The 12959-nt window shown below is 60.7% G+C and carries 9 protein-coding genes; 2 read left to right on the forward strand and 7 right to left on the reverse strand.

Features of this window, described 5'->3' with window-relative positions; translation table 11 throughout:
• The 6 genes from ACSPX5_RS18670 to ACSPX5_RS18695 form a co-directional block, all read right to left on the reverse strand.
• A complete protein-coding gene (locus tag ACSPX5_RS18670) occupies positions 1 to 2736 on the reverse strand; it encodes a LuxR C-terminal-related transcriptional regulator (RefSeq protein ID WP_439820061.1) in 2736 nt (911 codons plus the stop codon).
• Between the two features lie 234 nt (positions 2737 to 2970).
• Positions 2971 to 3633 carry an SGNH/GDSL hydrolase family protein gene (locus ACSPX5_RS18675; protein WP_169431871.1) on the reverse strand — a complete coding sequence of 221 codons (663 nt, stop codon included), beginning with the start codon at positions 3631 to 3633 and terminating at the stop codon, positions 2971 to 2973.
• 137 nt (positions 3634 to 3770) lie between these two features.
• On the reverse strand, positions 3771 to 5135 hold the full coding sequence (locus ACSPX5_RS18680; RefSeq protein WP_169431872.1) for a DUF1329 domain-containing protein: 1365 nt from the start codon (positions 5133 to 5135) through the stop codon (positions 3771 to 3773).
• A gap of 28 nt (positions 5136 to 5163) precedes the next feature.
• The gene (locus ACSPX5_RS18685; RefSeq protein WP_169431873.1) at positions 5164 to 7053 is read right to left on the reverse strand and encodes a DUF1302 domain-containing protein; all 1890 of its coding nucleotides are present in this window, start codon (positions 7051 to 7053) and stop codon (positions 5164 to 5166) included.
• Between the two features lie 319 nt (positions 7054 to 7372).
• Entirely contained in the window at positions 7373 to 9055 is a 1683-nt protein-coding gene (locus tag ACSPX5_RS18690; RefSeq protein ID WP_439820062.1) for a fatty acid--CoA ligase, read from the reverse strand.
• A gap of 147 nt (positions 9056 to 9202) precedes the next feature.
• A complete protein-coding gene (locus ACSPX5_RS18695) occupies positions 9203 to 10387 on the reverse strand; it encodes an MFS transporter (protein WP_439820063.1) in 1185 nt (394 codons plus the stop codon).
• 98 nt (positions 10388 to 10485) lie between these two features.
• Here ACSPX5_RS18695 and ACSPX5_RS18700 point away from each other — a divergent pair, with 98 nt between their 5' ends.
• A complete protein-coding gene (locus tag ACSPX5_RS18700; RefSeq protein WP_169432705.1) occupies positions 10486 to 11259 on the forward strand; it encodes an AraC family transcriptional regulator in 774 nt (257 codons plus the stop codon).
• Here ACSPX5_RS18700 and ACSPX5_RS18705 read toward each other — a convergent pair.
• Complete coding sequence (locus tag ACSPX5_RS18705) at positions 11243 to 11872, reverse strand: LysE family translocator (protein WP_169431876.1); 630 nt, start codon at positions 11870 to 11872, stop codon at positions 11243 to 11245. The two genes, ACSPX5_RS18700 and ACSPX5_RS18705, sit on opposite strands and share 17 nt — an antisense overlap.
• Before the next feature lie 91 nt (positions 11873 to 11963).
• On the opposite strand from ACSPX5_RS18705, the gene ACSPX5_RS18710 reads away from it, so the two are divergent.
• Complete coding sequence (locus ACSPX5_RS18710; RefSeq protein ID WP_439820064.1) at positions 11964 to 12929, forward strand: 2-hydroxyacid dehydrogenase; 966 nt, start codon at positions 11964 to 11966, stop codon at positions 12927 to 12929.
• Positions 12930 to 12959: the final 30 nt, after the last annotated feature.

A 12959-nucleotide genomic window follows, 5' to 3' on the forward strand; every position in this document is an offset into this window, starting at 1 on the left:
CTAGGACAACAGACCCAGCTCTTTGGCCCGGGCCACTGCCTGTGTTCGTCGCTCGACGCCCAGCTTGCTGTTGATATGGCTGGCGTGGGTCTTCACGGTATGCAACGAAATGAACAGTTGCTCGCTGATCTCCTGATTCGAACAGCCCTGGGCGATCAGCCGTAACACGGCCAACTCGCGACTGCTGAGTTGTTCGGTCGCGGCCTGCTCCAGGACCGGGCGAGCCATCGGTTGTGGAAGAAGCTCAAGCAGTTGCTGACTGACGGCAGCCGGGGTGCTCGTTACCAACTGCCCACGCAACCAGTCCGGGTGCTGGCTGACGAGCGCGTCGAACGGCTGCACGACCCCACCCGCCGCAGCCTCCAGCGCCAGATTCAATGCCTTGCGCGCTTCCGGCTCCCTTCCATCCGCCAGCAATAATGCCACTTTCTGCGTCAGCGCCATCACGCTGAGCAATTGGCGGCCGGTCTGCTGGCCATTTTCATGCAACACATTCAAACGCCCTTCGGCGAGCATCGGATGCCCCTGAATCACATCGAGCAGCGCCTGTTGCAGTTCAACATGCAAGGGCAATTGCGGATGAAACTCAGGAGGTGCGGCGGCACGTTCTCCGGTGTAGGTCTGCCCCAGTCGGGCCAACCACGCCTCGGCCAGATCGGTACGCCCCTGGGCAAGCCAGAGTTCGCATTTGACCAGGGTGATCATTGCCAGGTAATAGATCGGCGGAACATCCCAGATGTGCATCAATCGTTCGGCTTCGGCGAGTTCGGCGAACGCCTTGGCAAATTCGCCACAACTGCCGTCCAGGCGAGCGACCACGCAGTGGCCGATCAAGACGCTGATATCACGACACGCGCGCGCCTCACCGATCCCGATCAACAGCCGCGCACGCGCGGCCTGCGGCTGCAAACGCATGGCCAACAGAAAACCTTCATACAGCGTCAGCCGTGCGCGTACCGCGTACAAACGCTGTGGAGACAAACCGCGCAAGCGTTCCAGCCCCTGATGCACTTCATCCAGCGCGCGCAGGATTTCGCCGCGTGACTGCAATACTCGAGCGCGGTCGTAATGCGCCAACGCTTCGAACAACGGATTGCCGACCCGCTGCGCCAGCTCAAGAGACTCGCGATTCAACCCCCGTGCACGCCACAGATCGCCGTCGGCAATCGCCAGGTTGGACAGTGTCGAAAGACACATCAAACGCTGGCCATAACGTTTGGCCGGCAGGCTTTCCAGCGCTTCGCTGCAATACTTCAGCGTCAATTCGCGATGACCGCGACCTCGCGCGATGATGCCGCTGAGTGCCAGCCATTGGGCCAGCATCGATTTCTGTGCAGTGGCCGAAGGCGCCGGCAGAAAACGGCTCAGGTGGCTGGCAAGTTCTTCGGCGGCATCCAGTTGGCAGGCCAGCCCCAGCGCCCAGCTGTACAGCACGATCAGGCGCGGCGTGCTGATCAGCAGGCTGTCGGGCAGGTCCATTTTCCAGCGCAGCAGCATGCCGACGTTCTGCTCGGCCAGCAGTTGTTCCTCGGACAGGTTCTGCACCAGGTTCGCCGCGACATCGAGATGTCCGGCACGCAACGCCTGCTCCACCGCCTCATCGAGCAAGCCCTGTGCATTGAACCAGCGACAGGCGCGCAGATGCAGCGTGGCGGTCGGCACCACGGCTTGAGCCACCGGCCGGCTGCGCAACAGATCAGAAAACAGATGATGATAACGATACCAGTGACCATGCTCGTCGAGCGGCACCAGAAACACTTGGTGAGCCGAGAGAAAACGCAGGATTTCAGCACTGTCATGGGCATCGCGCACCGCGTTGCACAACTCGCTGCAAAAGCGCTCCTGCGGGGCGGTTTCATAGAGAAAGGCCTGAACCTCGGCGGGCAGGCAGTCGATGACCTCTTCCAGCAGGTAATCGCGAATCAGCCCTTCCCCGCCGTTCAGTACTTGAGGCAAGGCCATGTCATTGCCTGCCTCGGCAGCGGCCAGCAACCAGAAACGCAGCCCGGCCACCCAGCCTTCGCTACGTTGAATCAGGTTTTCAAGGGCTTCGCCGCGCAGCGAGCTGCTGTGACGATCAAGCAGGGCCAGGGCTTCGTCGTGGGTCAGTCGCAAATCCTGTTCATGCAGTTCGAGCAATTGTCGCGACAGGCGCAGACGAGCCAGATGCCAGTCCGGCCGCTGGCGGCTGGTAACCATGACCAGCAGGCCATCGGGCAGGTGATTGAGGAAAAATTGCAGGCAGCGGTCAAGTACCGGTCCTTGGGCGAGGTGGTAATCGTCCAGCACCAATAACAGCGGCGAGGTCGGTTGCAGGTGCAATGCCAGCTCATCGAGCAAACCGTCGAGCCATTCTTCGAAGGCGAACGGCTGATGACGCTGGCGCATTTTCAACAGGCCAAGCGCGCGGCTGCCAAGTTCCGGGAAGTAGTCCTGCAGGCCTTCGAGCAGGCGCTCGAGAAAGCGCCCCGGATCACTGTCCCGGGCGCTCAGTCCCAGCCACAGACTGTGCCAATGACCCGGCAGGCTTTGACAGAACTCCACGGCCAGCGAACTCTTGCCAAACCCGGCCGGGGCGCAGACCAGCAACAGACGTCCACCGAGCCCGGCTCGCAGGCGCTCGCAAAGGCGTGGTCGCAAGACGTATCCGTCCGGCAGCGGAGGACGGAAAAAACGTCCGTCCAGTGCCGCGACGGCAACGCTTGCGGGACCCGGAAGTGGGGACAGATCAGTCATGGCCGGCTCTTGTTCGAATGGCTGTTGGCGGCGTAGCAGATGTCCGCAGACTAGCCTTAAACGAAGAGGGATTGAAGGTTATTGCAACAAATGACTACAAAAAGACTACAAGCAAACATGTCGAACTTCAGTGACAGATCTCCCGGATCCAGCTCCGATGTCGGAGGCGTAATCACCGCCTCCGAATACGGGCGGCAACTTCCGCCCGCCGTGGCGAAGTCCGAAAAATGCAGATCACAGTTGTGCCTGGATGCTTCGAGTGACCGATCTGGCAAGCTGCTCATAACCTGCTTCGGTGTAGTGAACGTCAGTATCCGACTCACGCAGATTGTCCGAAAGTGCTGCCGACACGGCTTCCAGATCGTTTATCGGGATCCCCATCCGCTTCATCACATCCGCGGCGGCTCGATTATATCGGCCGACATCGTCACTGTTGCGGCCAGGTTCCTGCGCAGGTACGACGGTCACACTCTGAAAGATCACCTTCGCCCCTGTGGCTTTGAGTTTTGTCGCGATCTGCGCAAGGTTGATTGCATACTGATCCAGCGGAACGGCAATCGAGCCGTTGATCTTGTCACGGTTTTCCTGTGTGACGGGGCCAGGACGTCGATAGCACAGATCCCACAGACCAAAGTTGAAACTGATCACATCCCATTTGCCACCCTCGAGCCAGGCGTCGAGGTTCTTGAGGCCATTGGTCGAATCCTGAGCGTTGCCGATGTTGTGGACAACTTCGGCCTCTGCGGCCAGCGACTTCGTGACATAGGGTGTATAGCCGATCGAAATGGAGTCGCCGATGATCAGTACGCGAGGTTTGTCGTGTGAGCCGGCATGACTGCTACCGATGACAAAAAATGAAGAGAGTATCAGGGCCTTGATGAATGAACGCTTGAGCACGAGTGGCCGTCCGTAGATTTCAGTCGCGACAGTCTACCTTCAGATTACGTCAGAACAAGGCACTTGAGGGGCAGCCGATAAAAAACGCCCCGAACCAGTCGGGGCGTTTTTTCGAGGATGCGGCCTCGGGTTACAGCTTAGCGGATACCGTCCTGGCCCAGGTTGCCAGGCTGGAATTCGCTTTTGGTGGCAGAGAACCCGAAGTCATAAGCCTGTTTCTCTTCGTTCTTCATGCCCAGTGCCAGGTAGCGACCCGATTGCAGGTCGTACAGGGTTTCCAGCGCGTACCACGGCACTTGCTTGTCGTAGTAGTCCTCGGCATGGGCCTCGGCGACGCGCCACAGCTGACCACGACCGTCGTAATGGTCGATGACGGCTGCCTGCCAGGTATCTTCATCGATGAAGAAGTCACGTTTGGCGTAAATGTGACGCTGGCCCGGTTTCAGGGTTGCCACCACATGCCAGACGCGACGCAGCTCGTAACGGGCCAGGTCCTGGTTGATGTGGCCGGCCTTGATGATGTCGGCGTACTTCAGCGTCGGCGAATCGATCTTGTAGCTGTTGTTGGCAATGTACATCTCTTTCTTGCCTTCCAGCTTCCAGTCATAACGATCCGGTGCACCGTTGTACATGTCGAGGTTGTCGGAGGTACGCAGGCCGTCCGCCGCAGTACCCGGACCGTCATAGGACACTTGCGGTGCCTGACGCACACGACGCTGACCGGTCGCATAAACCCAGGCCTTGCGCGGCTCCTTCACCTGGTCGAGGGTCTCGTGCACCAGCAGCACGGTACCTGCCAGACGAGCCGGTGCGGTCACTTTCTGCTTGAAGTAGAACAGCACGTTGCCCGGGTTGGCCGGATCGTAGTCCTTCATCTTGTCGCGGAACACGAACTGGTCCTGGAAATACACCAGGCTGAACGAGCCGTTGGTCTGCGGCGTCGCCTGAGTCACCAGACGGGTCACGCTGCCACCGCGATAGCGGGTGATGTGGTTCCAGATGACTTCCAGACCGTCTTTCGGGATCGGGAACGGGATGGCGGTCTGGAAGTTTTCCAGACCGTTACCCCCGGCCACCAGCGTGGTGGTCGTTGCGTTTTTCTTGATGGCGGCGAACACGTCATCCGGCACGGTAGCACCACGATGGGACGGGTAGACCGGCATTTTGAAGGTGTCCGGGTAACGCTTGAACATCGCGTACTGGCCCGGTGCAAGCTTGTCCTTGTACTGGTCGACGTTCTGCGCGGTGATGGTGAACAGCGGTTTCTCACTGCCGTACGGATCGGACAGGAAGCCTTTACTGTCGACCGTGCCGGCATTCTTCGCCAGCGGCTTCCAGGCCGGGATCGAACCGTCGGCGTTGCCCGCCATCTCGGCGCCCATCGGGGTCAGGCTCTTGCCCAGTTTGTCGGCTTCGGCGGCAGGGACCGCCGCCATTACGCTGGTGGCCAGCAGCGAAAGCCCCAGAACACCGGCGTGGAACAGACTCTTTGTTATTTTCATGTGTTTGTTCGTCCTGAAAAAACTGTACTTAGAAGTTCACGCCAACACTGAGGGCAACGAAGTCGCGATCATCCACCGTGCTGTATTCGCCACCAAAGAAGTTGGTGTAGGCCAGGCTTGCGGTGTAGGTGTTCTGGTATTCGGCATCCAGCCCGAGGCTGATGGCCTTGCGGCCTTCCTCGAAGTTGCCGCCAGGGCCCGGGGAGTAACCCTTGACGTCGTGAGACCAGGCAACGTTCGGCTTCAGGTTCACGCCGGCGAACACGTCGCTGTAATCCCAGATGGCACGAGCGCGATAGCCCCAGGACGTGGCGGTGGTGAACCCGTTGTTGTCGCAATTGCTGGAGCGGTTGCTGGTCGAAGCGCCAGGACCGGCACCGTTGATGGTCGAGGTGTTGAGGATCTGCGAGCAGGTGTTCAGACCGCCAGTGGACGGCAGTTCACCCGGACCGAAGACCGGATCGCGGCCGTAGCGGGCTTCTGACTTGCTTTCCAGCCCGCCGACGTGGGTCACACCGACTTCACCCACCAGGGTCAGACGGTTGGCGCCCATGACCTGATCGAAGAAGTGCGTCAGGGTGGTCTGCAGCTGAGTGATTTCCTTGCGGTTGTAACCGTGCAGGTCCTGGCCCGGAACGCCATTGAGGATCGAAGCGTTGGTCAGTGCACCGCCCAATGGACGCACACCGGCGAACAGGATATCCGTGGAGTTCAGTTGCACCGGTGCGTTCGGTCGGTAGCTGATCTCACCGCTCCACGCCGTACCGGTAGGCAGGGTGGTGGAGAAACTCAGACCGTACAGACGAATGTCCTCTGGATACTCGATGAAATACTCGGAGTTACCCGCCACCACCAGAGGGCCCAATGCCTGGAACGGGCCCGGGAGCGCCTTGACGCCGTTATAGATCGACTGTGGCGCGCCGGTTGCGCTGAAGATCGGCGCACGGCTGTGGTAGTTCATGAAATAGGCACCGAACTCGGTGGCCAGCGGATCGAACATGTACTTGGCCGAAACACCCCACTGCCCGCTGTCCCGAGCGTTGCGGTTCGGCGAACGGCGCACCAGCACGCCTTCTTCGTTGACGTCGACATTGGCGGCCGCCAGCGGGCCGAGGGCAACGCCCGGAATGGTCGAGCGCTTGTTCAGCACGCGCAGGTTGTCGTCGCAGCCGGTGGTGACGATGTCAGGCTGGGAGAAGAACGTGCCGCAGTTGTCGGTCACGGTCTTCTGCCAGTCGATCTGATAGAAACCTTCGGCGGACAGGTTTTCGGTGATGCTCTGGGACACGTAGAACATGTTGACCGGAATCAGGCCTTCCTTGATCTCGGCCCCCGGACGGCGGAACGCGGAAACGTCGATCGGGTTGATCGAGTTGATGCCGCCACCGATGAAGGTGCTTTCACCCCAGTTCACCACCTGCTTGCCCAGACGCACCGAGCCCGGCTCATCGGCAATGGCGTAGTTGTGGTAGATGAAGGCGTCAAGGATCTGCCCGCCCGAAGATCGTGCAGCCACGTCGCGGTTATGGTTGCTGACGTCCTTGTATTCCAGGTCCTGGTTCTGCAACGCGAAGTCGTACCAGTATTTGCCCCGGACGAAGACACCGGTATCGCCATATTTCAATTCGAGGTCATGGATGCCCTTGAAGATCTTCGAGAACGCTTGCCCGCTCTTGAAGTTCAAGTGACCGTCGTCAGAGGTCTGGGACAGGCCCCTGCCGCCGTTGTTGACACCAATAAGGTCCTTGTTCGGCTGCTGGGTCGAAATACTCATGCCCAGGGAGAGCGAGGAGTCGAACTGGCCTTCGATTTCACCGACGTTGAAACTGACGCCGAATGCGGGCCCGGCGAGCGTGGAGGCAAGACTGACCGCCAGAGGCAGTTTCGCCCGGCGCCAGAACTGGTTTACTGAGGTCATCGACGCTACTCCATGTGCATTATTGTTATGGCAGTGAGTACTTTTAAAAACGCCTGAAGGACCGGGCGCCAGTGGCCTCCCGAAATCGCTTCAATGTTGCATTGCCCCGTTCTTAAAAATCCTTGAGCGGACTATAGCCAGCAGGTGGTACTGCTTGATCCCTCTAAAGTGTGATTTGCAGCTGCCGGCCACTCTGGAACAGTCCTTTCGCCAGTCCGACACATGTCGGCACGGCAAGGATGGCTGAAAATTCGGATTTCACAAGCCAAGCGCTTGCTTGGTGGGTCTGGCGCGCCGTTTTCGGCGCGCCAGGGGACGTTCAGAGCGTCGAGAGAAAGGTGCTGTTGTTGGCCTGCCATTCGGTGATGTCGAGGCGGATGCGCTTCTTGTCGAGCTTGCCGACACTGGTCTTGGGAATTTCCGTAACAAGGGCGATCTGGCTTGGAATCGCCCACTTGCTCAGGTGCCCCAGTTCCACGAACGGCTTGAGGTGTTCCTTGAGCTCACGAGCCCCGATGGCATGCCCTTCGCGGATCACCAGCAAGGCAAACGGACGCTCGCCCCACTGCGGATCGGCGATGCCCACCACTGCTACTTCACGTACCGCCACGTGACGGCTGATCAGGTCTTCGAGGTCCAGCGAGGAGATCCACTCGCCGCCGGTCTTGATCACATCCTTGATCCGGTCGCGGATATCGATCACGCCCATGCTGTCGAGTGTCGCGACGTCGCCGGTGTGCAGCCAGCCGCCGGCCCACAGCTCGGCGCCCTTCTGCGGTTCGTTGAAGTAGCCTTCGGTCAGCCATGGCGCGCGCAGTACCAGTTCGCCCTGGGTCTCGCCGTCCGCCGGGAGGAAATGGCCCTCGGTGTCGACGATCGCCGCTTCGACCAATGGCCCCGGCACGCCGGCCTTGATCCGGTAGGTGGTGCGCTCGTCTTCGGTGCCCGCCATCAACTCGTCGTTCAGATGTGCGCACGACACCAATGGCCCGGTTTCCGACATGCCATAGGCTGCCGTGAGCTGAATGCCCCGGGCCTTGGCCGCTTCATACAGGGAGCGGTTCAGCGCACTGCCGCCGATGACGATTTTCCAGCCGCCGAAATCGGTGCCTTGCGCGCCCTTGGCGTTGAGCACCATTTGCAGGATGGTCGGCACGCAATGGGAGAACGTGACCTTCTCCTTGCGCCACAGCTCGACCAGGAATTCCGGGTCGTAACGCCCCGGATAAACCTGCTTGAGCCCGAGCATGGTCGCCACATACGGAAGGCCCCAGGCATGCACGTGGAACATCGGGGTGATCGGCATATACACATCGTTGGTGCCCAGCAGGCGCACGCTGTCGATGGCGCCCATGATGGTCGACACGCCCATGGTGTGCAGCACCAGTTGCCGATGGGTGAAATACACGCCTTTCGGATTGCCGGTGGTGCCCGTGGTGTAGAACGTGGTGGCGACCGAGTTCTCGTCGAAATCCTGGAAGTCGTACTGCGGACTCGCGGCCGCCAGCAGTTGCTCGTACTCGCCGACCAGATTCGGCAGATCCGCGGTTTTCTCCGGCAGATCGGTCAGCAGCAGGGTTTTCTCCACCGTGGTCAGGTGCGGCGCTATGGCCTGATACAGCCCGACGAACTCGCTGTTGACCAGCACGAAACGGTCCTCGGCGTGGTTCATGGTGTAGAGGATCTGTTCCGGCGACAGCCGTACGTTGATGGTGTGAATCACCGCGCCAATCATCGGAATCGCAAACATGCACTCGAGGTAGCGATGGCTGTCCCAGTCCATCACCGCCACGGTGTCACCGGCCTTGACCCCGGCCGCCGTCAGTACGTTGGCCAGTCGCGCGACCCGCTCGATCAGGGTCGGGTAGCTGTAGCGCAGCTGGTCACGGTAGATGATCTCGCGGGTTTTCTCGTAACGGGCGCCTGACATCAGCAGCCGTTTAATCAGCAGTGGATACTGGTAGGCCCCTTCGGCGGGCGGAATAACGCGAGTCTGCAACATAAGAATCCCTTTTCTGACTGCACGGTGTTGGCGTTGGAGTTTTGTACTCTAGAACCCTTATACGCCAGCCAAATCAGCCAAAGGAATGATTTGCAGCGCCGTACAAATGCTAGCTTTGCGCCAGCATTTGCCGGTATTCGTCACCGCTCAGGCCATTTGCCCTACAGACGCTTCGGAAGGCGTTCGTGGGAAAACCACCGCCGCGAGGAAAGTCAAAGCGCCAAAACCGGCCAGAATCAGGTAAAGCCCCACAAACCCATGGCGCGGTTCGACATAGGCAATCAGCGGAATCGCCGTCGCACTGGCACCGAACGATAAACAGTAACGCAGGGCAAATACCCGTGACTGCCATTGCGGCGCGACGAAATTGGCGACCATCGAATCGTTCACCGTCACCTGACCGAACACCACAAACATGAATGCCGCCCCAACGGCGATCACCGCCCAGCCGTCGACATAAGCCAGCGCGAACAGTAACGGCGCCTGGCACAACGTCAGCACGATAAACGGCCATTTCAGGCTGACGCGGTGCAGCACCCGACCGATGCTCAACTGCGCAATCGCACCGAAGGCGTAAGCCAGGCTCACCACCACACCGAGGGTCTGTGGCGAGGCGAACAGGTCATGCAAGCGCTCCTGAAACAGTTTTGGATAGGTCATGGTGGTGGCGTTGAACACCACCCCGCCGGTGGCCGTGGCCAAGGCCAGCACGCCGAACACCATGGCCATCGAAATCCGCTGGCCGCCGGCGCCCTTGAGCGCGGTGTGCGGACGCTTGGGGATCGGCTCCTCGCGCACCTGCAAGGCAAAACCGATCCCCAGCACGATGGCCACGGCACCCGGAATCAGGAACGCCGAACGCCAGCCGAACTGCGCCACCAGCAGACCGGTGATCAGCGCCGAGAACGCCACGCCAAGATTGCCCCACATGCCGTTGATGCCGATTTCGCGGCCACGATTTTGCGCATAGGCCACCAGCATCGCCGTGCCGACCGGGTGATAGATCGCAGCAAAAATGCCGATCAGGGTCAGGCCGATCACCAGCATCGTCGGGCTGTTACTTAAGCCGGTAACGATCGCCGAACCACCGATGCCGAAGAAAAACACCAGCATCATCCGTCGCCGGCTCCAGTGATCGCCGAGCCAGCCGGCCGGTAGCGAACAGGCGCCGAACGCAATGAAACCGCCCAGCGACAGGCCGATCAGCGAGGCGTAGTCGAGGGCGAAGGCCTGGGTCATGCCGAGCACGGCGGCGGGGAAAATCAGCATGAACATGTGATCGATCACATGGGCTGCGTTGATGTAGCGGATGACATTTCTGGATTGATTCATCGCGGCACGCTTTTCTTTTTATGAACAGGAGGGGTGTGAGCGCCTATGCTAAGTTGGCAAAAAAGCGCATTCCTGCCATTCAAGTCAGCGAACCGGACATGTTGATCAGCCATTTCGAACACGGCCCGGTGAGCGCCTACCCCCGGGATTACCTGGACGGCGCGCACCAGCCATTGCACCTGCATCGCGAGGCGCAGTTGCTGTATGCGGTGAGCGGGGTCATGCGGGTGGTCACGGCACAAGGTGCTTGGGTGATTCCACCGACCCGCGCGGTGTGGATCCCACCGCAGATCGGCCACGAGATCTTCATGTCCGGCGATGTGCAGATGCGTTCATTGTTCATCGCCCCCGAGCTGTCGCCCGCCAGCCTGCAACATTGTTGCGTGCTGGCCGTGACGCCGTTGCTGCGCGAACTGATTCTGCGCGCGGTGCAGGGCCCGCCCCACGCCGACAACCCGCTGATCCAGCAATTGATGCTGGAGGAGCTGGCCGGCCTCGAAAACCTGCCGCTGCACATTCCCATGCCCAGCGACCGGCGCCTGCAAAACATTTGCCTGGCGCTGCTGCGCGAGCCTGATCATCCCAACACCCTGGAAGACTGGGCGCAGCAGGTCGGCGCCAGCTCACGCACACTGGCGCGGCTGTTCCAGCAACAACTGAAGATGAATTTCAATGCCTGGCGCCAGCAATTGCGCCTGATGGAAGCCCTGCCCCGCCTGCTCGCCGGGGACAGCGTGCAGAGCGTGGCGCGGGATCTGGGTTACGGCAGCGCGCGGGCGTTCAGCGCAATGTTTCGCCGTTTGCTCGGGGACAATCCCCGGGAGTACCTCAACGCCCTGAATCAGCTCAGTTCGATCAATGCATCTCGGTGAACGCGAGTTTCACGCCGATGGCGATCAGCACGGCGCCCATGGTGCGGTCGAACCAGTGGCCCATGCGGGCGAAACCGGCGCGCACGCGCTGCTGGCTGAACAGCATTGCCACCAGGCAGAACCAGGTTGCGGTCGCGACGGCCAGATAAATCCCGTAGCCGGCCTGCACCGCCAGTGGCGTATGCGGGTTGATCACCACCGTGAACAGCGACAGGAAAAACAGCGTGGCTTTCGGGTTCAGACCATTGGTCACGAAGCCTGAAGTGAAGGCGCCACGGGCGGTGCGTTCGCCGGCCTCTTTGTGCAGGTCGTCAGTCACGGTCTTGGCGGGTTGCGCGCGCAGGGCCTTGTAGCCGATGTACAGCAGGTAAGCGGCGGCGGCCCATTTCAAAGCGTTGAACAGCACGATCGATTGGGAAACGATCAGGCCGATGCCCAGCAGCGAATAACCGACGTGCAGGAAAATCGCCGTGCCCACACCCAGCGCGGTCCAGGTCCCGGCGCGCCGACCGTGGGTCACGCTTTCGCGCACCACCACGGCGAAATCAGGACCGGGGCTGGCGACGGCCAACAGGTGGATCAGGGCAACGGTCAAGAATTCGGTCCAGTACATGAGGGCTCCTTTCGGCCAAGCGTAACGCGTTGTTTCATCTGGTAGGCTCGGCAGATTACGCCTTCCCTTCAAAGCACAACAGGTACAGTTGATGACGAACGCCCACCGCGCCGTATTCCTCGATCACCCGTCGCTGGATCTTGGCGATCTCGACTTGAGCCCTTTGCGCGACTGCTTCAGCGATCTGCAACTGTTCGCCCAGACGTTGCCTGCGCAGATTGCCGAACGCCTGCAAGGGGCGACCGTGGCGATCAGCAACAAGGTCCTGATCGACGCCGCCGCCATGGCCGCCAACCCACAGCTGAAGCTGATCCTGATCACCGCCACCGGCACCAACAACGTCGATCTGGCCGCCGCCCGCGCCCATGGCATCACCGTGTGCAACTGCCAGGGTTACGGCACGCCATCGGTGGCGCAACACACGATCATGCTGCTGCTCAACCTCGCCACGCGGCTGGCCGATTATCAAAAAGCCGTCGGTGAAGGACGCTGGCAAGAGGCCAAACAGTTCTGTCTGCTGGATTATCCGATCGTTGAGCTGGAGGGCAAAACCCTCGGCCTGCTCGGGCATGGCGAACTGGGCGGCGCAGTTGCGCGTCTGGCCGAAGCCTTTGGCATGCGTGTGTTGCTGGGGCAGATTCCGGGGCGTCCGGCCCGCCCGGATCGTCTGCCGCTGGAGGAACTGCTGCCGCAGATCGACGCCCTCACCCTGCACTGCCCGCTCAATGAACACACCCGCCACTTCATCGGTGCCCGCGAGCTGGCGTCGATGAAACCGGGTGCTTTCGTGGTCAACACCGCCCGTGGCGGGCTGATTGACGAGCAAGCATTGGCCGATGCACTGCGCAATGGTCATCTGGGTGGCGCGGCGACCGATGTATTGAGCGTCGAACCGCCAACCCAGGGCAATCCGCTGCTGGCCGCCGACATCCCGCGCCTGATCGTCACCCCGCACAACGCCTGGGGCAGCCGCGAAGCGCGGCAGCGAATCGTCGGCCAACTGGTGGAAAACACCCAGGCGTTCTACAGCGGTAAGGCGCTGCGGGTCGTCAGTTGATAAACTGCGGCACTTTTTTTCACAGGAGCA

The organism is Pseudomonas sp. HLG18 (assembly GCF_051903985.1).
GTDB lineage: Bacteria > Pseudomonadota > Gammaproteobacteria > Pseudomonadales > Pseudomonadaceae > Aquipseudomonas > Aquipseudomonas fluorescens_BT.